At 34.0% G+C, this 25312-nt stretch carries 23 protein-coding genes; 22 read left to right on the top strand and 1 reads right to left on the bottom strand.

What is annotated here, in order from left to right:
• Nucleotides 1-7: 7 nt before the first annotated feature.
• The 20 genes from IEU88_RS08230 to IEU88_RS08135 all read left to right on the top strand — a co-directional run bounded on the left by IEU88_RS08230 (nt 8) and on the right by IEU88_RS08135 (nt 21856).
• A complete protein-coding gene (locus tag IEU88_RS08230) occupies nt 8-682 on the top strand; it encodes a YggS family pyridoxal phosphate-dependent enzyme (RefSeq protein WP_103372926.1) in 675 nt (224 codons plus the stop codon).
• A gap of 5 nt (nt 683-687) precedes the next feature.
• Entirely contained in the window at nt 688-1281 is a 594-nt protein-coding gene (locus tag IEU88_RS08225) for a cell division protein SepF (RefSeq protein WP_096810334.1), read from the top strand.
• A gap of 12 nt (nt 1282-1293) precedes the next feature.
• Entirely contained in the window at nt 1294-1584 is a 291-nt protein-coding gene (locus IEU88_RS08220; RefSeq protein ID WP_096810333.1) for a YggT family protein, read from the top strand.
• A gap of 118 nt (nt 1585-1702) precedes the next feature.
• Complete coding sequence (locus IEU88_RS08215; protein ID WP_497462943.1) at nt 1703-2476, top strand: YlmH/Sll1252 family protein; 774 nt, start codon at nt 1703-1705, stop codon at nt 2474-2476.
• Nucleotides 2477-2620: 144 nt separating this feature from the next.
• Nucleotides 2621-3250, top strand: a complete 630-nt coding sequence (locus IEU88_RS08210; RefSeq protein ID WP_096810331.1) for a DivIVA domain-containing protein — start codon at nt 2621-2623, stop codon at nt 3248-3250.
• Between the two features lie 241 nt (nt 3251-3491).
• The gene (gene ileS / locus IEU88_RS08205; RefSeq protein WP_103372928.1) at nt 3492-6242 is read left to right on the top strand and encodes an isoleucine--tRNA ligase; all 2751 of its coding nucleotides are present in this window, start codon (nt 3492-3494) and stop codon (nt 6240-6242) included.
• A gap of 334 nt (nt 6243-6576) precedes the next feature.
• Entirely contained in the window at nt 6577-7371 is a 795-nt protein-coding gene (locus IEU88_RS08200) for a VOC family protein (protein ID WP_096810329.1), read from the top strand.
• A 137-nt stretch (nt 7372-7508) separates the two neighbouring features.
• On the top strand, nt 7509-7985 hold the full coding sequence (lspA, locus tag IEU88_RS08195; RefSeq protein ID WP_096810328.1) for a signal peptidase II: 477 nt from the start codon (nt 7509-7511) through the stop codon (nt 7983-7985).
• Nucleotides 7986-7997: 12 nt separating this feature from the next.
• Nucleotides 7998-8915, top strand: a complete 918-nt coding sequence (locus tag IEU88_RS08190; RefSeq protein ID WP_103372929.1) for an RluA family pseudouridine synthase — start codon at nt 7998-8000, stop codon at nt 8913-8915.
• Between the two features lie 530 nt (nt 8916-9445).
• Nucleotides 9446-9973, top strand: coding sequence for a bifunctional pyr operon transcriptional regulator/uracil phosphoribosyltransferase PyrR (gene pyrR, locus IEU88_RS08185; RefSeq protein WP_103372930.1), 528 nt, complete (start codon nt 9446-9448; stop codon nt 9971-9973).
• Between the two features lie 291 nt (nt 9974-10264).
• Nucleotides 10265-11572, top strand: coding sequence for a uracil-xanthine permease family protein (locus tag IEU88_RS08180; RefSeq protein ID WP_103372931.1), 1308 nt, complete (start codon nt 10265-10267; stop codon nt 11570-11572).
• A gap of 31 nt (nt 11573-11603) precedes the next feature.
• Nucleotides 11604-12518 (top strand): aspartate carbamoyltransferase catalytic subunit, encoded by a 915-nt coding sequence (locus IEU88_RS08175; protein ID WP_096810324.1) that lies wholly within the window; start codon nt 11604-11606, stop codon nt 12516-12518.
• Complete coding sequence (gene pyrC / locus IEU88_RS08170) at nt 12502-13776, top strand: dihydroorotase (protein ID WP_096810323.1); 1275 nt, start codon at nt 12502-12504, stop codon at nt 13774-13776. Before IEU88_RS08175 ends, pyrC begins: the two co-directional genes overlap by 17 nt.
• Nucleotides 13776-14876 carry a carbamoyl phosphate synthase small subunit gene (locus IEU88_RS08165; RefSeq protein ID WP_103372932.1) on the top strand — a complete coding sequence of 367 codons (1101 nt, stop codon included), beginning with the start codon at nt 13776-13778 and terminating at the stop codon, nt 14874-14876. The genes pyrC and IEU88_RS08165 overlap by 1 nt, the downstream gene beginning before the upstream one ends.
• A complete protein-coding gene (gene carB, locus IEU88_RS08160; protein ID WP_103372933.1) occupies nt 14869-18042 on the top strand; it encodes a carbamoyl-phosphate synthase large subunit in 3174 nt (1057 codons plus the stop codon). The genes IEU88_RS08165 and carB overlap by 8 nt, the downstream gene beginning before the upstream one ends.
• A 101-nt stretch (nt 18043-18143) precedes the next feature.
• The gene (pyrF, locus tag IEU88_RS08155) at nt 18144-18848 is read left to right on the top strand and encodes an orotidine-5'-phosphate decarboxylase (protein WP_096810320.1); all 705 of its coding nucleotides are present in this window, start codon (nt 18144-18146) and stop codon (nt 18846-18848) included.
• Complete coding sequence (gene pyrE / locus IEU88_RS08150; RefSeq protein WP_103372934.1) at nt 18841-19452, top strand: orotate phosphoribosyltransferase; 612 nt, start codon at nt 18841-18843, stop codon at nt 19450-19452. Before pyrF ends, pyrE begins: the two co-directional genes overlap by 8 nt.
• A 22-nt stretch (nt 19453-19474) precedes the next feature.
• Nucleotides 19475-19660 carry a hypothetical protein gene (locus IEU88_RS08145; RefSeq protein WP_096810318.1) on the top strand — a complete coding sequence of 62 codons (186 nt, stop codon included), beginning with the start codon at nt 19475-19477 and terminating at the stop codon, nt 19658-19660.
• 812 nt (nt 19661-20472) lie between these two features.
• Entirely contained in the window at nt 20473-21327 is an 855-nt protein-coding gene (locus IEU88_RS08140) for a YitT family protein (RefSeq protein ID WP_096810317.1), read from the top strand.
• 121 nt (nt 21328-21448) lie between these two features.
• Entirely contained in the window at nt 21449-21856 is a 408-nt protein-coding gene (locus tag IEU88_RS08135) for a VOC family protein (protein ID WP_096810316.1), read from the top strand.
• 541 nt (nt 21857-22397) lie between these two features.
• Here IEU88_RS08135 and IEU88_RS08130 read toward each other — a convergent pair.
• Nucleotides 22398-24098: an Rqc2 family fibronectin-binding protein gene (locus IEU88_RS08130; RefSeq protein WP_103373150.1), complete on the bottom strand. Its 1701-nt coding sequence runs from the start codon at nt 24096-24098 to the stop codon at nt 22398-22400.
• Between the two features lie 159 nt (nt 24099-24257).
• Between IEU88_RS08130 and gmk the strand changes: the two genes are divergently transcribed.
• Together gmk and rpoZ are read left to right on the top strand one after the other, a co-directional pair.
• Nucleotides 24258-24881 (top strand): guanylate kinase, encoded by a 624-nt coding sequence (gmk, locus tag IEU88_RS08125; RefSeq protein WP_096810313.1) that lies wholly within the window; start codon nt 24258-24260, stop codon nt 24879-24881.
• Nucleotides 24881-25081 carry a DNA-directed RNA polymerase subunit omega gene (gene rpoZ / locus IEU88_RS08120; RefSeq protein WP_096810311.1) on the top strand — a complete coding sequence of 67 codons (201 nt, stop codon included), beginning with the start codon at nt 24881-24883 and terminating at the stop codon, nt 25079-25081. The genes gmk and rpoZ overlap by 1 nt, the downstream gene beginning before the upstream one ends.
• Nucleotides 25082-25312: the final 231 nt, after the last annotated feature.

Raw genomic sequence — 25312 nt, 5'->3', positions numbered from 1 at the left:
GTAGAAATTGGACGTACAACAAAGTTTAAAACAGATTAATGAGCAGTTAGAAATGCATTGTAAAAAAGGTAATATTTCAACATTGCCAGACGTGATAGCAGTGACAAAGTATGTTACAATAGAGCGAGCTAAGGATGCTTATAATGCAGGAATTAGACAGTTTGGTGAAAACCGTTTAGAAGGTTTTCAACAAAAAAAATCAGCTTTACCAGACGATGTTACCATGCATTTCATCGGTTCATTACAAACAAGAAAAGTAAAAGATGTCATCAACGAGATAGATTATTTCCATGCATTAGATCGTCTGAAATTAGCTAAAGAAATTAATAAAAGAGCAGAACATAAAGTGAAATGCTTTGTGCAAGTGAACGTTTCCGGAGAAACGTCTAAACAAGGTATTGCTTTAGATGAAGTTGAGACATTTATCAAGCGTTTAGAGCAATTTGAAAATATAGAAGTAATTGGTCTTATGACAATGGCACCATTTACGGATGATGCGCCGTATATTAAAAAATTATTTAAATTATTAAGAGCAAAAAGAGATGAAATTAAAGCGCTCAATTTAAATCATGCGCCGTGTACTGAGCTCTCGATGGGGATGAGTAACGACTTCCATTTAGCAGCTGAAGAAGGTGCGTCATTTGTGAGAATTGGGACTAAACTTGTAGGAAAAGAGGAGTGAGCCCCGTGGCTTTAAAAGATTTATTTAGTGGTTTTTTCGTAGTTGAAGAAGAAGATGACGATTTAAAAGCGCCACCAGAAGAAGAACAGAATCATCAACAAAATAAACAACAAGCACAGTCTCAGACAAATTATAATAACCAACAAACTGATAATACAGAAAGACAACGATTACAGTCCGTGCCCAAAAAACAACCAACAAGATTACAACAATCAACGGGTGAAAGGAAGTATCAGATGAATAACAGTGCACCTAAAAATAATACTAGGAACGTGGTGAACATGAATAATCAAGATCAAAACAATTATGACTTTGCCCAAGAAAGTTCTAAAATGTGTTTATTTGAACCACGTGTCTTTTCAGATACACAAGATATTGCAGATGAATTAAAAAATCGCAGAGCAACTTTAGTAAACTTGCAACGTATTGATAAAGTGTCTGCAAAAAGAATTATTGATTTTCTAAGTGGTACTGTTTATGCAATTGGTGGAGATATTCAACGTGTTGGCTCTGATATATTCTTATGTACGCCAGATAATGTTGAAGTTGCAGGAAGTATCACAGACCAGATTGAAAATATGGAATACCAAGGCGAATAGAGGTAAATAATAATGGATTTAAGTTTATTAGCAAATATATTTCAATTTATTTTATTCTTGGTTCAAATCTATTATTATGGAATGATTGTATATTTCTTTATGTCATGGCTACCGGGTGCACGTGAAAATAAATTCGGTCAATTTTTAACAAAAATATATGAACCGTTTTTAGAACCTTTCCGTAAGATTATCCCGCCAATTGGCATGATTGATATTTCATCCATTGTGGCGATTGTTGTTTTAGTTTTATTTAGAATGGGATTGGCAAATATTTTTAACTTTATAATCAATTCTTTAGCGTAATCTCTTCTATAAATGACTATTGAAACATAAGCGTTTTATGAAAACTAATGTATAAAATGAATGCCAAGCACCTAACGTTAAAAACGCGAGGTGCTTTATATTATATTTGGGGTGAAGTATCATCGATATTTATCAACATTTTAGAAAAGAAGAACATGAATTAATGGATCAACTTATAGATAAGTCTAAGCAAGCAAATGAACAATATGCTCCTGTTTTAACATCTTTTTTAGATCCACGCGGACAATATATTCTCAATGTGATTGTCGGCAGTTTTCAAGATTTAGAAGTTACTTTTTACGGCGGGCCTTTTGCAGAGAGGCAAAGAGCTATTATCGCACCAGAATATTTCCGACCAGAAGCTGAAGATTTTGAGATTAGTTTATTTGAAATCGATTATCCTCAAAAATTTGTTACGCTACAGCATCAACATATATTAGGTACTATTATGTCGTTAGGTATTGAAAGAGACCAACTAGGTGATATTTTGATAGATAATCGTATACAATTTACTTTGACAAAACAGTTGGAATCTTATATTATGTTAGAATTAAATAAAATCAAAGGCGCTACAGTCAAACTAAATGCTATACCTGTAAAAAATATGATACAATCAAAAGAGCATTGGCGCTCATTTGATACGACTGTGAGCGGTTTGCGATTAGATGTTGTATTAAAAGAAATTATTCGTAAATCTCGTTCTATTGGTAAACAGTTAATAGAGAAAAAGCGTGTCAAAGTCAATCATACCATTATTGATTCAGTTGATTTTCAATTAGATCAAGGCGATTTATTATCTGTTCAAGGGTATGGGCGAGCAATGATTACCGATATTGGTGGAAAAACAAAAAAAGATAAAATTCGTATTTCCTACAAAACTTTATTTAAATAAGTTATACTTATAGAACGTAAAATGAAATTATCTAATGAATAACAAATGAAAAAACATGAAACCGAATGTATAAAAATTGAAATTTTGTTTATTATATTTAATGAAATACTAAAATAGTGTATTATAGAAGGAGGACACGGGCGCATGGCTTTTACACCAAGTGAAATAAAAAACAAAACATTTACACGTGTGAAAACGGGTTTGGAACCAACTGAAGTTGAAAGTTATTTAGAACAACTTAGCAATGAAATTGAACGTTTAAAAGAAGATAAAGCACAATTAGAAAAAGTAATCGAAGATAAAGAAACGAATATTCAATCTTATAAAGATGTACATCAATCTGTGAGTGATGCTTTAATTCAAGCAAAACAAGCTGGAGAAGAAACAAAAGAAGCAGCAAACAAAGAAGCTGACGCAACAATTGCTAAAGCTAAGAGTGAAGCTGATCGCATTGTCAATGATGCAGTTGAAAAGGCACGTCGTCTTTCTTTCCAAACAGAGGATATGAAACGTCAATCAAAAATATTCAGATCCCGTTTTCGCATGTTAGTAGAAGCGCAATTAGATTTACTCAAAAATGACGATTGGGATTATTTATTAAATTATGATCTTGATTCTGAACAAGTAACTCAAGAAAATATTAACCATTTAAACGAAAATGAATTAACTGATGAAGAAAAAGCTATGAAAGCAAGAGCAGAAGCCGATAGTACAGCAGAGGCAGATGCGCAAGCAACAGCTGATGAAACATCAAATGATAAAGAGAATAAATAATGAACAGCAGACGCGTAAGAAACAGTCAATATATCAAAGCGAGTTAGGGATAGTGTGAGCCTAATATATGTTTGTTTTTTATATCACTGGTGTTTTAACCAAATATAAGCAATGAGAGAACTCTAAGTTGAGTTAATCAGGGTGGTAACGCGGTGAATATCGTCCCTGTTAATTGAACTTAGAGTTCTTTTTATTGTTAAAAATAAATTTAGCCAGAATATTGTCATAAGGAGTGTAGGAAATGGATTATAAAGATACGTTATTAATGCCAAAAACGGAGTTCCCAATGCGTGGAGGTTTACCAAATAAAGAACCAAAAATCCAAGAAGAATGGGATGCTCAAAATATTTATCAAAAAGCACTAGAACAAAATAAAGGTAACGCACATTATATTTTACATGATGGTCCACCATACGCGAATGGAAGTTTACACATGGGGCATGCGCTAAATAAAATACTAAAAGATTTTATTACGCGTTATAAAACAATGCAAGGATTCTATACACCTTACGTTCCAGGTTGGGATACACATGGTCTACCAATTGAGCAAGCACTTACTAAAAAGGGTGTTAAACGTAAAGAGTTGTCAATTGCTGAATTCAGAAGAAAATGTGAAGCGTTCGCATTAGAACAAATTGAAAATCAGAAAAAAGATTTTAAACGACTTGGCGTTAAAGGTGATTTTGTGAATCCATATATCACATTAAAACCTGAATATGAGGCTGCTCAAATCCGTTTATTTGGTGAAATGGCGGACAAAGGTCTTATTTATAAAGGTAAAAAGCCAGTTTATTGGTCACCATCCAGTGAATCTTCACTAGCAGAAGCAGAAATTGAATATCAAGATAAGCGTTCACCCTCTATCTACGTGGCATTTGATGTTAAAGATGGCAAAGGTATTGTAGATGAAGATGCAAAATTTGTAATCTGGACTACAACACCATGGACATTACCATCCAATGTAGCAATCACAGTGCATCCAGATTTAGCTTATGGTCAATATAACGTAAATGGTGAAAAATACATTATCGGCAGAGATTTAGTAGCTAGTGTTGCTGAAGCGTTAGAGTGGGATGAAGATGCCATTGTATTAGAAAGAGAATTCACAGGGAAAGAACTAGAATACGTTGAAACGCAACATCCATTTGTTGATCGAGTTTCACTAGTGATAAACGGACAACACGTTACAACAGATGCTGGTACAGGATGTGTTCATACAGCGCCTGGCCACGGGGAAGATGACTTTGTTGTTGGACAAAAATATAATCTACCAGTTATTAGTCCTGTGGATGACAAAGGCGAATTTACTGAAGAAGCCGGACAATTTGAAGGTATGTTCTATGATAAAGCGAATAAAGAAATTACGGATCTCTTAAAAGAGAACGGTTCATTATTAAAATTAGAATTTATGACACATAGTTATCCTCATGATTGGCGTACTAAAAAACCTGTAATCTTCCGTGCAACGCCACAATGGTTTGCGTCTATTGATAAAGTACGTCAAGATATCTTAGATGCAATCGAAAATACGCACTTTAAAGTTGATTGGGGCAGAACGCGTATTTACAACATGGTAAGAGATCGTGGTGAATGGGTCATTTCACGTCAACGTGTTTGGGGCGTGCCATTACCGGTATTTTACGCAGAAAATGGCGACATCATTATGACTAAAGAAACAGTTAATCATGTTGCAGATTTATTCCAAGAACATGGTTCAAACGTCTGGTTTGAACGCGATGCAAAAGATTTATTACCTGAAGGATTTACACATCCAAGTAGTCCTAATGGTGAATTTACGAAAGAGACAGATATCATGGATGTTTGGTTTGACTCAGGTTCGTCACATCGCGGTGTATTAGAAGAACGTCCTGAACTATCTTATCCTGCAGATTTATATCTCGAAGGTAGTGACCAATATCGCGGTTGGTTTAACTCTTCAATTACAACTTCTGTTGCAACAAGAGGCATTTCACCATACAAAATGTTACTTTCTCACGGATTTGTTATGGATGGGGAAGGTAAAAAAATGAGTAAGTCATTAGGTAATGTTATTGTGCCTGACCAAATTGTGAAACAAAAAGGTGCAGATATCGCACGTCTTTGGGTAAGTAGTGTTGATTATTTATCAGATGTTCGTATTTCGGATGAAATCTTAAAACAAACGTCTGACGTATATCGTAAAGTTAGAAATACATTACGATTTATGTTAGGTAACTTAAATGATTATAATCCAGTAACGGATGCAATAGCTGAAGCAGATTTATTAGAAGTAGATAAATATTTATTAAATAGATTACGCGAATTTACTGCTCATACATTAGACAACTATGATAACTATGATTATTTAGATATTTATCAAGAATTACAAAACTTTATCAATGTTGAACTAAGTAATTTCTATTTAGATTATGGTAAAGATATTTTATATATCGAAGCGCAAAATGCACATAAACGTCGTAGTATGCAAACGGTGTTATACCAAATCGTAGTAGATATGACGAAATTATTAGCGCCTATTTTAGCGCATACATCTGAAGAAGTATGGTCTCATATTCCACACGTTGAGGAAGAAAGTGTTCATTTAAGCCGTATGCCAGAACGCGTAGAAGTAGACACCGAATTTATGGAAAAATGGAATACATTTATGAAATTACGTGATGATGTGAATCGTGCTTTAGAAGTTGCGCGTAATGAGAAAGTCATTGGAAAATCATTAGAAGCAAAAGTCATTATCGGCAATAACGATCAATTTGATGCTACATCATTCTTACAACAATTTTCTGACTTACAGCAATTGTTTATTACTTCTCAAGCAGAAGTAGTAGATAAAGTTGAAAATGGCGAATCATATCCATATGGAGATATCCGTATTGAACATGCACATGGTGAAAAATGTGAACGTTGTTGGAATTATAGTGAAGCATTAGGCGCTGTAGGCGAGTTAGATAATCTATGTCCACGTTGCCAAGCAGTAGTTAAAACACTTGTTTAAGTGTTATTCAAATAACATTTATTTTATAATATGTGAAATGAGGAATAGGATAGAAAACGCAGTGTTTAAAAAGGTTTCGATATGTTCCTAGCATAGATGCCTTGAAAGAAATATAGCTTGATATAAGCTTATTTTCATACCAAACAACTATTGCTAATAACAAAGATGAGTCTGAGACATTTCTTATGTTTCAGACTCTCTTTTTCGCTTATATAAGCATTTAACTAAAAATTTATCTAAACTGAAAAATTTTATTTTAAGTGAGCAAATTAAAATTTTTAATCTAGTGATTCGTATATAATAGAAACAATAAGCAATTAGAAAGGTGTTAAATATGTTCCATAACGAAAGTGCACATTTTGTAAATGGCATCTTATTAAATGTAAGAGATAAAGAAGAAATGAAGAAATTTTATGGTGATATCATTGGACTGAATGTAGTCAATGAGTCATATTCTACCATGCAATATGAAATTGGTAATCTCAATCATTTTGTAACATTAAACCAGATTGATATGGGCAGAGAACCATTAATTTCAGAAGCTGGTTTATTTCATTTAGCCATTAAATTACCATCTAAAACAGATTTAGCTGACTTACTTGTACAATTGAGTGAATATAAAATACCAATCAATGGTGGAGAACACGACATTTCAACTTCATTATATTTGGAAGATACTGAAGGGAATGGCTTGGAGTTTTATGTAGATAATCCGATTGAAGATTGGTCTATTGAAAATGAAAAGGCAATTTTAGAAACCAAGCCATTAAATGTACCTAAATTATTAACACATGTATCAGATGATAAATGGCAAGGTATTCCTGATAAAAGCATCATAGGTTATATTAATTTAAAAACGGTTCGACTCAACAGAGTCAAACAATATTATAAAAACTATTTTGGTTTAGAACCATCATCTGAAGAAACGAATAGTGCTGTTTATTTAGCTTCAAATGGATATCATCAGCATCTTGTAGTTAATAATTGGTTATCAAGCATAAAAAGAATAGAAAATAACAGAACATATGGCTTAGCTTGCGTAGATTTTCATTTTCCAGAAACGACACATACATTATTAACTGGACCTGATGGTATTCAATTTAGATTTAATTATTATTCTGTGCTTTAAAATGAAAAATAGCACAAGAACGATTTTAAAAAGTTAGAACATTATTGAAACTGTAACTTTTTTTATAGGTTTGATTAGGATATAATGAGAGTTGTTATCAAAAGCGATCGCACGTAGAATAAATAGGAGGTACAGACATGAAACGTCAGTACTATATTGGTATTTCTTTATTTATAACAATCGTTATATTAATATTAGACCAAATCACAAAATACATCATTACTAAAACAATGCAAATTGGTGATTCATTTGAACTTATTCCTAATTTTTTGAACATCACCTCACATAGAAATAGTGGCGCAGCGTGGGGCATTTTAAGTGGTAAAATGGCATTTTTCTATATTATAACTGTAGTCATACTCATCGTGCTTATTGTTTTTTATATAAAAGAAGCGAAACATAATTTATTAATGCAAGTTGCTATAAGCTTATTGTTTGCTGGCGCTCTAGGCAACTTTATTGATCGTGTATTAAATGGTGAAGTTGTAGACTTCGTAGATACTTATATATTTAGTTATAATTTTCCAATATTTAACGTAGCTGATTCCAGTTTAACTATAGGCGTATTATTGATTATAATCGCTTTATTGAAAGATATGAAAACAGAAGAATAGGAGAGGTAATGTATGGAGATGCATGAGTTTAAAATAGAAAACGCTGTTAACGCAGGACAACGTATTGATAAAGTGTTGCCCGAATTTAACAATGAATGGTCACGGACCCAAATGCAAGATTGGATTAAAGAGGGGCTTGTTAAAGTTAATGATAAAGTAATTAAATCTAATTATAAAACAAAATTAAATGACCGCATTGTAGTCACTGAAAAAGAAGTAGTCGAAGCAGATATTAAACCAGAAAATTTAAATCTTGACATATATTATGAAGACAATGATGTAGCGGTTGTTTATAAACCTAAAGGTATGGTTGTTCACCCTTCAGCAGGGCATTATACGAATACATTAGTCAACGGTTTAATGTATCAAATGCAAAATTTATCAGGTATTAATGGGGAGATACGCCCAGGTATCGTGCATCGTATTGATAAAGATACATCTGGCTTATTAATGGTAGCTAAAAATGATGTGGCACATCGCGGATTAGTAGAGCAATTGGTAGATAAATCAGTGACGCGTAAATACATTGCATTAGTTCACGGTAATATTCCACACGATTATGGTACTGTGGACGCACCGATTGGTAGAAATAAAAACGATCGTCAATCTATGGCAGTCGTGGACGATGGCAAAGACGCAATTACGCATTTTAATGTTCTCGAACATTTTAACAATTACACTTTAATCGAATGTCAATTAGAAACTGGTCGTACACACCAAATTCGTGTGCATATGAAATATATTGGCTACCCTTTAGTCGGCGATCCAAAATACGGTCAGAAGAAAACACTAGACATTGGTGGTCAAGCATTGCATGCTGCAGTAATTGGTTTTGAGCATCCTGTGACACAGGCATATATAGAAAAAAGTGCGCCATTACCAGATGATTTTGAACAGTTATTAAATGATATACGAAAATCAGATAATTAAATTAAAAATAAGATTTCTGTCCTCTCGGATTTGAAAAATGATGAATCGACCCCTTACTAAACGAATAGTGAGGGGTTTTTACTATAGTTATGCTATTTGGTTAACGGCAAAGCAGTCCATATATGGCCCGCTTAAAGTTTTTTTAATATAATTAAATATTTAAATTAACAAAAAGAAGGTGCATCTTCGAATAGTGCTTGCAACGATAGGTGATTCGTGATAATATAGTGACAGTTTAATAAAGAACGAACGTCTTTAAATGAAAGTCCAGAGAGGCTTCGAAGGCATGTAATGAAAATAGAATATACAAACAAAAATTTTAGTAAGTTAATTGCTAAAAATTCTCGTAGTCTACGAAATAACACGATAAAAGCATAACAGTAGATTGACACCATGTTATGCAGGAGAAATCATCTAAACGCACAGATATGTCTCTTGATACTTTGTTTGTAATATTTTATTAGTTAACCTCATGTCTTCTAAAGATATGAGGTTTTTTATATTATTAAGATTAAGGTAGGTGCCTAAAAATGTCAGAACGCGTTATCATGGATGAATCAGCCATTCAAAGAACAATTACACGTATCGCTCATGAAATTTTAGAATATAATAAAGGTACTGATCATTTGATTTTACTAGGTATTAAAACAAGAGGTGCGTTTCTAGCACATCGTATACAGCAAAAAATTGAACAAATTGAGGAGATAACCGTGCCAACTGGTACGATTGACGTCACTCAATTTAGAGATGATCTTGAGCAAACGACAGAACAGGCAAACGAAAAAACATACGAAATCGGCGTCAGCCTTACAAATCAAGTCGTGATCATTGTTGATGATGTTTTATACACAGGACGTACAGTAAGAGCCTCATTAGATGCAATATTGCAGTACGCGAGACCTAAAAAGATTGGGCTTGCCACGCTTATTGATCGAGGGCATAGAGAATTGCCTATACGCGCAGATTTTGTTGGGAAAAATATCCCTACTGCTAGAGAAGAAGCTGTTTCGGTTTTTCTTAGTGAAATTGATAGCCGAAATGCAGTAGTAATTGAATAATTTAAAACCTTTTAATTCAGTACGAGAGACTGAAAAAGGGAGGGAATCGTGTGGTAATCTATGATAGTGAAATAAAATAATTAACCACATGAGATATTATAGCGATAAAGCACACGCTATAACATTCTCTTCATACCATTTGATTGGATGTTTAAGTATACGCATATGACAAACTACTTAAGTAGTTTGAAGTGTGAGGTACTTTAGTTCAAGGCAGAGGGTAGATACTTTTTAGTCTCTTTACATGAATATAATGTAAAGAGATTTTTTTATGAGAGGAAGCGTAAAAACATGGAGAACGAAACAATGTTCGAACGAACAGCCAAACCAGTACTAGATGTACGAGAACGACCTAAATTAGGACAATGGGCATTTTTAAGTACACAGCACTTATTTGCAATGTTCGGTTCAACAGTATTAGTACCGTTTTTAACAGGATTACCTATATCTTCTGCATTATTAGCATCTGGTATAGGAACCTTACTATATATTTTGATTACAAAAGCGAAAATACCAGCCTATTTAGGATCAAGCTTTGCGTTTATCACACCGATTATTACTGGTTTGAATTCGCATAGCCTTGGAGACATGTTAATGGCATTATTTATGAGCGGCGTTATGTATGTGCTTATAGGGTTAGCAATTAGATTAAGTGGGACGGGGTGGCTTATGCACTTGTTGCCACCAGTTGTAGTAGGACCAGTAATTATGGTCATTGGCTTGAGTCTTGCACCAACCGCAGTTAATATGGCTATGTTTGAAAACTCTGGAGAGATGAAAGGTTATAACTTAAGTTATTTAGTGGTAGCGATAATTACTTTGTTTGTTACTATTATTGTCCAAGGTTACTTTAAAGGTTTCTTGTCTTTGATACCGGTATTGATAGGAATCATAACGGGATATGTGGTATCGATATTTATGGGACTTGTTAATTTTAAGCCCGTAGCTGAAGCGAAATGGTTACAATTTCCAGAAGTATATTTGCCATTTAAAGATTATACACCGTCGATACATCTTGGATTGATACTTGTCTTAATACCGATTGTTTTTGTAACTGTAAGTGAACATATTGGACATCAAATGGTTATTAATAAAATAGTAGGACGAAATTTCTTTAAAGATCCTGGATTAGATAAATCGATTATTGGTGACGGTGTGTCAACGATGTTTGCAAGTATCATAGGTGGCCCCCCGAGTACTACTTACGGTGAAAATATTGGTGTTTTAGCAATCACAAAGATTTACAGTATATACGTAATTGGAGGGGCTGCAGTGATAGCAATTATCCTCGGTTTTGTTGGAAAATTTACAGCGCTCGTTTCGTCTATACCAACACCTGTTATGGGAGGCGTATCAATATTACTTTTCGGTATCATTGCAGCAAGTGGTTTGAGGATGTTAGTAGAAAGTGAAGTAGATTTTGCAAGTAACCGAAACCTTGTTATTGCATCAGTCATATTGGTTATCGGGATAGGTAATTTGGTCTTTAACTTAAATGGCGTAGGTATCAACTTAGAAATCGAAGGTATGGCCTTAGCAGCATTAGCAGGTATCATATTAAATTTAATTTTACCCAAAGCATCTGCAACGATTAAATAAACAAGTATTTCATTATTAGGAGGCTGGAAAAATGGATAATTTACTATCAATGGAACATCTAACTACAAATGAGATTTATGAACTAATAGAAATCGCGAGCGGTATTAAAAGTGGTAACTTTAAGCCACATAGATATGAAGATAAGTTCGTAGCAAATTTATTTTTCGAAAATTCAACACGAACAAAAAGTAGTTTCTTAGTAGCAGAACAAAAATTAGGATTGAAGTTAATTGATTTTGAAACGAGCACTTCTTCTGTTCAAAAAGGTGAAAGTTTATATGATACATGTAAAACGCTAGAACAGGTCGGTGCAGATGTTCTTGTAATTAGACATTCAAATACCACATACTATAATGAATTAAATTCACTGAACTTGCCGATTATCAATGCAGGTGATGGGAGTGGCCAACACCCAACACAAAGTTTATTAGATCTCATGACAATTTACGAAGAATATAAAACTTTTAAAGGTTTAAATGTATTGATATGCGGAGACATTAAAAATTCTCGTGTAGCAAGAAGTAATTATCAAAGCTTGACTGCGCTTGGTGCAAATGTAATGTTCTCAAGCCCTGAAACATGGAGAGACGAAACTTTAGAAGCACCATATGTAGATATTGATCAAAAAATTGAAGATATAGACATTGTCATGTTGTTAAGAGTGCAACATGAAAGACATGATGATGGTGAGGTAGCTGATTTTGAAAACCAAAACTACCATCAAAATTACGGATTGACTAAGCAACGCTATAATCGCTTAAAATCCTCAGCCATCGTCATGCACCCTGCACCTGTCAATCGCGGTGTAGAAATTGACGATTGCTTGGTTGAAGCAGATAAGTCACGTATATTTAAACAAATGGAAAACGGTATGTACACGCGTATGGCTGTTATTGAATACATTTTACAAGCGAAAGGGGCAAAATTAAATGAAATTGCTAACTAATACAAAAATACTACAAGAGGGTGAACTTAAATCAGCCTCTATATTAATTGAAGGTAAATACATCAAGAAAATTGCACCACAAATTGAGGTAGACAATAATATCGAAATCATTGATGTACATGGACAATTTGTATCCCCTGGCCTGGTTGATGTACACGTTCATTTAAGAGAGCCAGGCGGAGAACATAAAGAAACCATTGTTACCGGTACTAAAGCAGCAGCAAGAGGGGGTTTTACTACTATATGCCCAATGCCTAACACACGTCCTGTACCTGATTCTGTAGAGAATTTAGAACATTTAAATCAATTAATTGAAAAAAATGCACAGGTAAGAGTCTTGCCTTACAGTGCTATTACTGTAAGACAAGCTGGCGAATCACATGTTGATTTTAAAGCGTTAGCAGATCAAAATACGTTCGCATTTACAGATGATGGCGTAGGTGTACAACAAGCTAATATGATGTATGAAGCAATGCAACAAGCAGCTAAAGTGAATAAGGCGGTTGTTGCACATTGTGAAGATAACAGCTTGATATATGGCGGCGCTATGCATGAAGGAGAGCGAAGTAAAGCATTGGGTATACCTGGTATTCCTAATATATGTGAAGCAGTACAAATTGCGAGAGATGTATTATTAGCAGAAGCAGCTGGCGCGCATTACCATGTGTGTCATGTATCAACTAAAGAAAGTGTCAGAACGATTAGGGATGCTAAAAAAGCAGGTATTCATGTTACTGCTGAAGTTACACCACACCATTTATTACTAACAGAAGATGATGTGCCAGGAGACGATGCAATTTATAAAATGAATCCACCATTAAGAAGCCAAGAAGACAAAGCAGCGTTAATTGAAGGATTATTAGATGGAACAATAGATTGTATTGCGACAGACCACGCACCACATGCAGAAGCAGAAAAAGCACAACCAATGACTAAAGCACCATTTGGTATCGTAGGTAGCGAAACTGCATTTCCATTATTATATACACATTTTGTGAAAAATGGTAATTGGTCATTACAACAACTTGTTGACTATTTAACAATTAAACCATCCAAGACGTTTGGTTTACCATATGGCACTTTAGAAGAAGGTGGTTTAGCTGACCTCACTGTCATTAATTTAGATGAAGAAAGAGAAATTAAAGCAGAAGACTTCGCTTCTAAAGGCAAAAACACACCTTTTATAGGTGAGAAAGTATATGGAACTCCTATATTAACAATAGTAGAAGGGGAAGTTAAATTTAAGGAGGAAAAGTAATGTTGCAAAAACGCTATTTAGTTCTAGAAGACGGTTCATATTATGAAGGTTACGCATTAGGGTCAAATAAATTAACAAAAGGTGAGATTGTGTTTAATACAGCTATGACAGGCTATCAAGAAACAATTTCAGATCCTTCCTATACTGGACAAATTATTACATTCACGTACCCTTTAATAGGAAATTATGGTATTAATAGAGATGATTTTGAATCATTAATACCAACATTAAACGGTGTAGTCGTTAAAGAAGCATGTGATTATCCAAGTCATTTTCGTAAGCAAAAAACATTAAACGATGTATTAATAGAATATGAAATACCCGGAATTTCAGGTGTAGATACGCGTAGTATTACCCGTAAAATTAGAAACTATGGCGTTTTAAAAGCAACGTTTACTGATAATAAGGAAGATATACAAAGGCTGACAGAGGATTTGAAAGTGATAGAATTACCAAGAGACGAAGTGAAAGCAGTCTCTACTAAAACGCCATATGTATCAACTGGTTATGATTTGAGCGTTGTGCTTGTAGATTTTGGAAAGAAACAAAACATTGTTAGAGAGCTTAATTCACGAGGTTGCAATGTGATAGTTGTACCTTATAATACAACAGCCGAAGAAATCATTAGAATGTCGCCGGATGGCATTATGTTATCTAACGGACCAGGGAACCCTGGAGAAATAGAGGTGGCAATTGAAATGCTGAAAGGCATTTTAGGAAAAATGCCTTTCTTCGGCATCTGCTTAGGTCACCAAATATTTGCACTTTCTCAGGGAGCGAGCGCTTTTAAAATGAAATTTGGACATAGAGGGGCCAATCACCCAGTCAAAGATTTAAAGAGTGGCAAAGTGGCATTAACGAGCCAAAATCATGGCTATGCAATCGATAAAGATTCATTGGTAAACACAGAGTTAGAGATAACACATATTGCAATTAATGATGGCACTATTGAAGGTTTGAAACATAAATCGTTGCCGGCATTTTCAGTACAATACCATCCCGAAGCCGCGCCAGGACCGACCGATTCCAATTATTTGTTTGATGAGTTTATTGAAATGATGCATTACTTTAAAACAAAGGAGTTTTTGACAAATGCCTAAACGTAACGATATAAAGACAATTTTAGTTATTGGATCAGGGCCTATTATCATCGGTCAAGCAGCAGAATTTGACTACGCAGGTACGCAAGCTTGTTTAGCATTACGCGAGGAAGGTTATCGTGTTATCTTAGTGAACTCAAATCCAGCTACAATTATGACAGACAATGAAATTGCGGACAAAGTTTATATTGAGCCATTAACGCATGATTTTATCACACGTATTATTCGTAAAGAACAGCCAGACGCGTTACTACCTACACTAGGGGGACAAACTGGGCTCAATATGGCTATAGAATTACATGAGAGTGGTGTTTTAGAAGACAACCATGTTCAATTATTAGGTACTAAATTAGAGTCCATTCAACAAGCAGAAGATAGAGAATTATTTAGAAACTTGATGAATGATTTGGATGTGCCTGTACCAGAAAGTGATATTGTCAATACATTAGCGCAAGCATTCCAATTTAAAGAAGCAGTAGGTTACCCGTTAATTGTTAGACCTGCGTTTACTATGGGGGGCACAGGCGGAGGTATTTGTTATAACGATGAAGAATTTAAAGAAGTCGTTTCAAATGGCTTACATTATAGCCCTGCGACACAATGTTTAATTGAAAAATCAATTGCTGGTTTCAAAGAAATTGAATATGAAGTGATGCGTGACAAAAATGGTAATGCAATGGTTGTATGTAATATGGAAAATATCGATCCGGTGGGTATACATACTGGTGATTCAATCGTGGTCGCACCAAGCCAAACGCTGTCAGATGTTGAATACCAAATGTTGCGAGATGTCTCATTAAAAGTAATACGTGCTTTAGGCATTGAAGGTGGTTGTAATGTACAACTGGCATTAGATCCACACTCGATGAAGTATTACATCATAGAAGTGAACCCGCGTGTTTCCCGTTCATCAGCTTTAGCTTCTAAAGCGACAGGTTATCCCATTGCTAAGCTAGCTGCAAAAATTGCTGTTGGTTTATCATTAGATGAAATGTTAAACCCTATTACCAAAACATCATATGCAGCATTTGAACCTGCGTTAGATTATGTTGTTACTAAAATTCCACGTTTTCCATTTGATAAATTTGAAAAGGGCGAGCGTGTTTTAGGGACGCAAATGAAAGCAACTGGTGAAGTGATGGCCATTGGTAGAACGTATGAAGAATCATTATTAAAAGCGATTCGTTCGCTAGAATACGGTGTCCATCACTTAGGTTTGCCCAATGGCGCATCTTATGATTTAGAATATATCAAATCACGTATTAAAGACCAAGATGATGAACGGCTATTCTTTATAGGCGAAGCGATACGTCGTGGCACAACATTAGAAGAGATACATGAATTGACTAAGATTGATTATTTCTTTTTAAATAAATTTTTACACATTATCCAAATCGAACATGGTTTAAAAGCGCATAAAGGCGATGTTGACTACTTAGCATGTGCTAAGCGTTATGGATTTAGTGATCGCGTCATCGCACACCGTTTTGATATGACAGAACCAGAAGTTTATGAATTAAGAAAACAATATAGCATAACCCCTGTCTATAAAATGGTAGATACGTGCGCAGCAGAATTTGAGTCAGCGACACCTTATTATTATGGTACGTATGAAACAGAAAATGAATCTATAATAACTGACAAAGAGAAAATATTAGTTTTAGGTTCAGGACCAATCAGAATTGGCCAAGGTGTTGAATTTGATTATGCAACGGTACATGCTGTATGGGCGATTCAACAAGCTGGTTATGAAGCAATTATCGTCAATAATAACCCTGAAACTGTATCTACAGATTTTTCCATTTCAGATAAATTGTACTTCGAACCTTTAACAGAAGAAGACGTAATGAATATTATTGATTTAGAACAACCTAAAGGGGTAGTCGTTCAATTTGGCGGTCAAACAGCAATCAATTTAGCAGATAAACTTGCAAAACATCAAGTTAACATCCTTGGGACATCATTAGAAGATTTAAACAGAGCTGAAGACCGTAAAGAATTTGAAGCATTGTTGCATACAATTGGTGTACCACAACCGAATGGTAAGACAACAACATCGCCTGGAGAAGCACTGGAAAATGCGAGACACATTGGTTATCCAGTGGTGGTTAGACCATCTTATGTATTAGGTGGGCGCGCGATGGAAATCGTGAATAGTGATACAGAATTAGAAAACTATATGAATCAAGCAGTTAAAGCTAGTCCAGATCATCCCGTATTAGTAGATCGGTACCTCACAGGAAAAGAAATTGAAGTAGATGCTATATCAGATGGCGAGACAGTGATTATCCCTGGCATAATGGAACATATAGAGCGAGCTGGTGTACATTCAGGTGATTCGATAGCAGTTTACCCACCTCAATCGTTGACACAAGCAGAAATCACAACATTGGAAGACTTTACGATTCGATTAGCTAAAGGATTAAATATTGTTGGGTTAATTAACATTCAATTTGTTATTGCACATGATGGTGTATATGTCTTAGAAGTTAATCCACGTGCGAGTCGTACAGTACCATTTTTAAGTAAAATTACAAATATACAAATGGCGCAGTTGGCTATGAAAGCCATTATAGGTACAAACTTAGCTTCGCTTGGTTATAAAGAAGGTATCCAACCCTATGCTGAAGGTGTCTTTGTTAAAGTGCCGGTATTTAGCTTTAATAAATTGAAAAATGTTGATATCACATTAGGGCCTGAAATGAAGTCAACTGGAGAAGTAATGGGCAAAGACCAAACTATGGAAAAAGCGTTATATAAAGGGCTAACAGCAAGCGGTATGGAAGTTAAAGATTGTGGTACTGTATTGATGACTGTCAGTGATAAAGATAAAAACGAAATTATAAATGTTGCTGCTCGTTTGAAAGAAGTTGGTTACAACGTATTAGCCACAGAAGGTACAGCTAAAACATTACAAGATTATCATATTAACGCTGAAACTGTTGGTAAAATCGGTGGAGAGAATGATTTGTTAACTCAAATTCAAAATAACAATGTACAAATTGTGATTAATACCATGACAAAAGGTAAAGCGGTTGAGCGCGATGGTTTCCAAATCAGACGTGCTTCAGTAGAAAATGGTGTGCCTTGTTTAACATCACTAGACACAGCAGAAGCTTTGACCAGTGTAATAGAAAGTATGACTTTTACAATGAAAAATATGTAAATAAATCATTTATAAGCTAAGGACTCGAGCTTTGATATTATTAATATCTTAAACTCGGCTTTGGCACATGATATAAAAAAAGGAAGTGCGAGGCGTTAGATATGCAAAATAATTTACCTATCATTGCTTTAGATTTTGATTCTATAGAAACGGTTGAACAGTTTTTAGATCAATTTGATGAACCTTTATTCGTTAAAGTAGGCATGGAACTATTTTATCAAACTGGACCTTCCTTAATAGCATCAATTAAGGAACGGGGGCATCGCATTTTTCTAGATTTAAAATTACATGATATTCCCAATACAGTAAGTAAAGCAATGGAAGGTTTAAGTAAATTAGATGTTGATTTGGTCAATGTGCATGCAGCAGGTGGTTCAGAAATGATGAAACGTGCTTTAGAAGGCATTAGAAAATATAATCAACATACGAAAATTGTGGCTGTCACACAATTAACATCCACTACCGAAGCCATGTTGAACAATGAACAAAATATTCAAAGTACAATAGATGAAGCGGTACTTAATTATGCCAATTTGGCTAAGTCAGCGGGTCTAGATGGCGTTGTATGCTCGCCACTTGAAGCTGAATTGTTAACGCGTGAATTAGGAGATGATTTCTTAAAAGTCACACCAGGCATTAGGCCAGAAAATGCTACATCAGATGACCAACACAGAATCACTACACCAGAAAAAGCGAGTGCCTTAGGTTCTACCCATATTGTTGTCGGACGTCCAATTACTAAGAGTCAAACGCCGGTGACGAGTTACCAAAATATTAAAGAAAGTTGGTTTAAATCACATGACTAAAACAATTGCAAAATCATTATTAGACATAGAGGCAGTATCATTGTCTCCTAACAATCCATTTACGTGGAGTTCAGGTATTAAATCTCCTATTTATTGTGATAATCGAGTGACGTTAGGTTATCCAACTGTACGCCGACATATTAGAGATGGTTTGCGTGATTTAATTGAGTCTCATTTTGAAAATGTAGATATTGTATCTGGTACAGCAACAGCTGGTATACCGCATGCAGCTTATGTATCTGAAGTAATGGACTTACCAATGAACTATGTTAGATCAAAAAGTAAAAGTCACGGAAAACAAAATCAAATCGAAGGCGCAATAAGTCACGGTAAAAATGTGGTAGTTGTAGAAGATCTAATTTCAACCGGTGGATCTTCAATCACTGCAGTGGATGCTTTAAAAGCTGCAGGCGCAAATGTATTGGGCGTCGTGGCGATTTTTACATATGGTTTAAAAAAAGCTGAAACCTTATTTGAACAAGTCAATATACCATTTTATACTTTAAGCGATTATAATGAACTTATTGAAGTAGCTAGGGAAAATGGAGAAATTTCTGAAAATGATATTAGTACATTAGTTGATTGGAGAGATAACTTGTCATAATATATTAAATGGAGGGGATGTTATGACAGAAGACCCAAATGTAGCATATAATCATTTTGCGCATTTAAATAAGTTTCTTAAAAAATCAGAAGATTATAGACATCAATCAACTTCAGAAGATGAAAATAAAGGGTTATTAAATACTACTGAATCAGATATTTATAAAAAATCAAAATCAAACATTAAGCAAAAAGGTCATATCAAATAGTATGATTACCTTGTGATTGCGTGTAATTAAACTTGAAATGACGATATATGTTTTTATCCTATGGAAGGCTGGGCAGTAATGGCCCATGCTCAAAATAGAACTGAGGCCGGGGCATAATTATGCCTCGGCCTCAAACATCATATAGGTGTCTGTAATGAAAAGTTTTATAACAAGCATTTAAAATCACTATACCTTCTAGAAATTAATTCTCGACGAGGGGTTATGATAGCGTATCGTGCAATTGAGTGGAAAATGCAACTTGTGGGTGACATAATCTAACTCATTTTTAAATGAAATGGTTCAGTAGTGTCAAAATTAAGCAAGCGCAATAAAGAAATCAAAATTTAATTAAAACGTCTCTATTATTTTTTTAATCATATATAAACCTTGTTAACTTTTTTGGTTGATGCGTTTGAAAAGTTTTCAAAAAATAAAAAATGCAATATGCTATAGTTAATACATCAACGAATCATAATTTTTATAATAATAAAACCGATAATCAAAACTAAAGCTGCAATAAGAAGCGGAATAATATAAAAAGACATGAAATACCTCCAATGTTATTTATATTTATTTTAACTATAATTGTTTAAAAGTAAAATAATTTGTTGTTATAAGCATGATATGCAATTGCTGTGCAATGTGTCTTATTGAAAGTAAATCTAAAATACAATATCACTTGGTTGATTGAAATAAACACGAATAATAAAAAATAAATGAGTTTGTGAAGTGGGTATAGGAAAATGATATTTAATTTTGATATTTCTAACCTGCTTCCTTTATTTTATATTTTTTATGTAAGGGGAAATGATATGAGATTAGCAAAACAATTATTTAAAGATCATACTAAAAATGTGATTATCTGTTTGATTGGTGCTTTCATTAGTGCGATTGCAGTTAATTCGTTTATATTAGAATCTAATTTAGGTGACGGTGGCACGGTGGGTATAGCGTTAGCGCTTAAATATGCTTTTGGCTTTTCACCAGCAATTTCTTCTTTGATTATTAACACATTAGTTATTATTATCGGATGGCGGTTTTTAAGTACTAGAACAGCTGTTTATACCTTTATTGCGAATACGGCTATCTCTATCTTTTTAGATTTAACGGAAAATTTTAAGACAGGTATTGATAATTTTGTCATAAATGCTTCGTTTGGCGGGGTATTAGTAGGTGTAGGCATCGGTTTAGTCATTGCGGCTGGTGGTGTCATAGGTGGTACATCTGTAATTGCTAAAATGTTGAATAAATATTTTGATATCAAAACATCACAAGGTATTTTTGTCTTAGATGGATTAGTCGTTTTATCATTTTTATTTGTATTACCATTAGAGAATGTATTATTTACCATTATTATGATTTTTATAACAGAACGTGCAACTTCCTTTATCATTGAAGGATTTAACCCTAAAAAGGCAGTTACTGTCATTTCAAGTAAAAATGAAATAATCAGTGATAAAATCAATCGTTTTACTGGTAGAGGGTCAACATTGTTAAGAGGTAAAGGCGGTTACGGTAAAAATGAAACGAGTATGCTCTACGTCGTTGTGCCACAATCTCAAGTGACTAGAGTTAAAAAACTAATCAATGAAGAAGATGAAAATGCATTTTTAGTTATTCATGATGTGAGAGATGTTTTAGGTAATGGATTTATGAATTTATCTTAATTAAAAGTAAACCTATAGTTATTTAAATTTGATATGTTATTGAATTTTAAAATTGCATTAGTTCGATTTTTGAGTGAATTTGTTTTATTCTATAATTAAGATGTTTTAAGGAGGCAAGTACATGGTAGTTCCAAAAATAACGACGTTTCTAATGTTTAATGGTCAAGCAGAAGAAGCAATTAATTTATATATAGAAGCGTTTGAAGATGCCGAAATATTAGCAATGGTAAAATATGATGAAAATGATGAGGAACCGACTGGGGCAGTGCAACACGCTATTTTTCGATTAAAAGATCAAGTCTTTATGGCAATTGATAACATGAATGGTGTTGATATTGATATGAATCCAGCAATGTCATTATACGTTACAGTAGATAGCCCATTAGAAATGGAACGGTTATTTAGTAAGTTAAAAAGTGGTGGCGCAATTCTAATGCCCAGAACCGAGATGCCGCCATTTAGAGAATTTACATGGATTATAGATAAATACGGTGTGAATTTTCAACTTGCATTACCCGATAAAAAGTAACGTAAAGTAAACAGAGGTTGAGGTGTGAATTCCACGATAGCGCCCCTAAAAAATTTCAAAATTAAGCAATTTTTTAGGGGCTCATATTATATTGATATTTTGTATTGCTTTATCCCGTTGCCGCTATTCTGTCCAGATCCTGTAGATTCAAGGTACATGCTATCCCTGCAGATGTGTTGCAACCAAAATACTTGGTTTGACTAATGTACTGAATGTAAAAAAATAATGTGTTAAGGTCTTGGAAAAGTTTAAAAAAGTAAAGAAAACGTCAATTTCTATTGAAATGATAGAAATTGACGTTTGTTTTTATCCAGAGATAGGTTTGTCTCGGTTTCTTTTTGTCGTTGTTAATTTTAAGCATTAGAACTAATTACTCACTATAGAAAGATATGAATATAAATAACAGTTAAACCTTAAATATAACAGAGGCGGGTGAAGGAGCGGTTTCAAAAAATCCCAATGTTTGTTTGTGTAGTCAACTTTTTATCAACTAGGTTAAATAACGCTTTATAAAAAATAGAATTTCGCCATACGTTCATTATCATGATTTAATTTTCATTTTTTGAATATGGTCGTAATCGGGAGTCGCGTAAAGCGTTTTTTGGTTGTCGTAAGTAACAAATCCTGGCTTAGCCCCAGAAGGTTTATGAACGTGCCTGATTTGAGTATAGTCTACTGGTATTTGGCCTGAATCACCTGCTTTTGAAAAGTAACCGGATAACATTGCCGCTTCTTTAATCGAGTTTTCACTCGGGTTATCGTTCAAGATAACTACATGAGATCCAGGGATATCTTTAGTGTGAAACCAGAGATGGTTTTTACTTGCTTTTTTATTAGTTAAATAATCATTTTGCTTATTGTTTTTACCGACAAGAATAGTATCTCCATCTGTAGATATATATGTTTGTAGCTGGATTGTCGGTTTCTTTTTCTTCTTATTTTGTTTACGTTGTTTCATATAACCTTGTTCAGCAAGTTCTTCTCTTATATCCTCAATATCATCAACTGAAATATGAGTAAGTTGTTGTTCTATATTTTCAAAATAAGTGATATTCTCTTTGGTTAAATCAATTTGACGTGCCAATTCGTGTTCTCTTGTTTTTAGTTTATTGTATTTTTTATAATAATTTTGAGCGTTTGTCGCTGGGGATTTTGTTGTATCTAATGGAATTGTAACTTCTTCACCATTATAATAATTGATTGTTGTTAAAAATTTATCACCTTGTTTGATTCTATAAATATTAGCAGTGATTAATTCCCCAAAAAGTTGTTGCATTTCTTTATCTTTGGTGCCTTCTTGCTCATCGATTAATTTGCTTAATTTGTTTTGGTACTTATGCAATTGTTGTTGTACAAATTTAACCAAGTCGTTGGCACGTTGTTTGACACGTTCTCTTTCGCCTCTAGCATCATAATATCTGTCTAATAAATCATGTAAAGATTCATATATTACAACATCGTCATAAAACTGTTCTAAGTTCATAAAATAGAAATCTTCTTTTCCTGTCTCATGATTTTTATGAAAAACAGGTGTAGGTGTTTCTTTCGTTTCACCCATCACACTATCAAATGCTTCTGGTAAGGTTTTTGTTGTCATAAATTGTCTGCGATTAACCATTTCATTCGTTATTAAAGGACTGAAACCTTCAAAATGATTGAGTAATTGTTTTGCTATTTTGCCGCTGTTAAAATCTATATATTTTAAAACTTCAGCACCCGTTGTATCATAAGGGTTCATTTTATTCTGAGTCGGCGGAGCATCATATTGGAAACCAGGCATTACTGTACGGTATTGGTTTGTATTAGGTGTTAAGTGTTTAAACCCTTCAATAATCTTCCGCTGTTCGTCTACTAAAATTAAATTACTATGTTTACCCATAATTTCTAAAATAATGGTACGGTGAATCGTATCACCAATTTCATCTTTACTCTGAACATCTAGTTCTACGCGTCTATCATTACCAATTTGTCTAATTGCTTTAATAAAACCACCTTCTAAATGTTTACGAAAAACACGTGCAAACATTGGTGGTTCAAAAGGATTATCATATTTTTTATTTGTGAGATGCATTCTAGCAAAACTAGGATGGATAGAGAGTAGAAGTTGATGATTTTGACGATTTTGACGCACTACAATAATAATCGTATCGTTTTCTGGTTGATTGATTTTGTGGATTCTTCCGTCAACGAGAAATTGTAGAGATTCTATCATTTTTCGTGTAAATAAACCATCGTATGCCATTACTATCAGCCACCTTATTTTTAATCATTCAACATATTGTAACATGATGAAATGATTTGGTCATGAACAAAGATTGTATGAACGTATGCTATACAATTAAACGTTCCTTATGGTATCATAGTCTAATAATAGAAGAATAGCTTAGAGAGGTAGTAAGTCATGGATAATGAGAAAGGTTTGTTGATTGTACTTTCTGGACCTTCTGGAGTAGGTAAAGGGACAGTTAGAAAGAAAATATTTGATGACCCAACCACATCATATAAATATTCTATCTCGATGACGACACGTGGTATACGTGAAGGCGAAGTCGATGGTATAGATTACTTTTTCAAAACAAAAGCAGAGTTTGAAGAATTAATTAAACAAGACCAATTTATAGAATATGCAGAATATGTGGGTAATTACTATGGGACGCCGGTGCAATACGTAAAGGATACTATGGATCAAGGGCATGACGTGTTTTTAGAAATTGAAGTAGAGGGTGCCAAACAAGTGCGCAAAAAATTCCCTGACGCATTATTTATTTTTCTAGCTCCGCCAAGTTTAGACCATTTACGTGAACGCTTAGTAGGGCGTGGCACAGAGTCAGATGAAAAAATTCAAAGCCGTGTACTCGAAGCACGTAAAGAAGTTGAAATGATGAACTTATATGATTATGTTGTGGTTAATGACGAAGTAGAATTAGCTAAACAACGTATTCAATCCATTGTCGAAGCTGAGCATTTGAAAAGAGAACGTATTGAAGCAAAATATAGAAAAATGATATTGGAGGCAAAAAAATAATGTTATATCCACCATTAAATGATTTAACATCTAAAATTACATCAAAATATTTAATTGCAACTACAGCTGCAAAACGTGCGCGTGAATTAGACGAACATCCAAGTAGTGCATTACTAAATAGATATAGTTCTAAAAAAGCAGTAGGCAAAGCCTTAGAAGAAATTGCTGGCGGCGAAGTTTATCCTGAAAAAACAAAATAAAATATTCTAAGCAAATGATCAATAAAAAATTGAAATTTTGAAAAGTACACCGAGTAAACTATGTGTATCTTAAAGTCTCACTAAAAATCTGGCTTTAAGGTTCAGCACATCATTGAGGTGTGCTTTTTTAATTTGTATATTAATTTGTGTATAATAAACAGTAATCATATTTTTACTCAATACGAGTACCTCATTCTTTAAATAGAATGATTTATATATTTTTTAGAGAAA

This window comes from Staphylococcus nepalensis (assembly GCF_014635045.1).
Classification (GTDB): Bacteria; Bacillota; Bacilli; order Staphylococcales; family Staphylococcaceae; genus Staphylococcus; species Staphylococcus nepalensis.
Note: the sequence above shows the minus strand (reverse complement) of the source record. Positions and strands in the feature narration are given on the sequence as shown.

Bases quoted from the DNA above. Each gene is read 5' to 3' on its own strand.
- IEU88_RS08220 (WP_096810333.1), top strand. From the start codon at position 1,294: ATGGATTTAAGTTTATTAGCAAATATATTTCAATTTATTTTATTCTTG.
- IEU88_RS08210 (WP_096810331.1), top strand. From the start codon at position 2,621: ATGGCTTTTACACCAAGTGAAATAAAAAACAAAACATTTACACGTGTG.
- ileS (WP_103372928.1), top strand. From the start codon at position 3,492: ATGGATTATAAAGATACGTTATTAATGCCAAAAACGGAGTTCCCAATG.
- IEU88_RS08200 (WP_096810329.1), top strand. From the start codon at position 6,577: ATGTTCCATAACGAAAGTGCACATTTTGTAAATGGCATCTTATTAAAT.
- lspA (WP_096810328.1), top strand. From the start codon at position 7,509: ATGAAACGTCAGTACTATATTGGTATTTCTTTATTTATAACAATCGTT.
- IEU88_RS08190 (WP_103372929.1), top strand. From the start codon at position 7,998: ATGGAGATGCATGAGTTTAAAATAGAAAACGCTGTTAACGCAGGACAA.
- pyrR (WP_103372930.1), top strand. From the start codon at position 9,446: ATGTCAGAACGCGTTATCATGGATGAATCAGCCATTCAAAGAACAATT.
- IEU88_RS08180 (WP_103372931.1), top strand. From the start codon at position 10,265: ATGGAGAACGAAACAATGTTCGAACGAACAGCCAAACCAGTACTAGAT.
- IEU88_RS08175 (WP_096810324.1), top strand. From the start codon at position 11,604: ATGGATAATTTACTATCAATGGAACATCTAACTACAAATGAGATTTAT.
- pyrC (WP_096810323.1), top strand. From the start codon at position 12,502: ATGAAATTGCTAACTAATACAAAAATACTACAAGAGGGTGAACTTAAA.
- IEU88_RS08165 (WP_103372932.1), top strand. From the start codon at position 13,776: ATGTTGCAAAAACGCTATTTAGTTCTAGAAGACGGTTCATATTATGAA.
- carB (WP_103372933.1), top strand. From the start codon at position 14,869: ATGCCTAAACGTAACGATATAAAGACAATTTTAGTTATTGGATCAGGG.
- pyrF (WP_096810320.1), top strand. From the start codon at position 18,144: ATGCAAAATAATTTACCTATCATTGCTTTAGATTTTGATTCTATAGAA.
- pyrE (WP_103372934.1), top strand. From the start codon at position 18,841: ATGACTAAAACAATTGCAAAATCATTATTAGACATAGAGGCAGTATCA.
- IEU88_RS08145 (WP_096810318.1), top strand. From the start codon at position 19,475: ATGACAGAAGACCCAAATGTAGCATATAATCATTTTGCGCATTTAAAT.
- IEU88_RS08140 (WP_096810317.1), top strand. From the start codon at position 20,473: ATGAGATTAGCAAAACAATTATTTAAAGATCATACTAAAAATGTGATT.
- IEU88_RS08135 (WP_096810316.1), top strand. From the start codon at position 21,449: ATGGTAGTTCCAAAAATAACGACGTTTCTAATGTTTAATGGTCAAGCA.
- IEU88_RS08130 (WP_103373150.1), bottom strand. From the start codon at position 24,098: ATGGCATACGATGGTTTATTTACACGAAAAATGATAGAATCTCTACAA.
- gmk (WP_096810313.1), top strand. From the start codon at position 24,258: ATGGATAATGAGAAAGGTTTGTTGATTGTACTTTCTGGACCTTCTGGA.
- rpoZ (WP_096810311.1), top strand. From the start codon at position 24,881: ATGTTATATCCACCATTAAATGATTTAACATCTAAAATTACATCAAAA.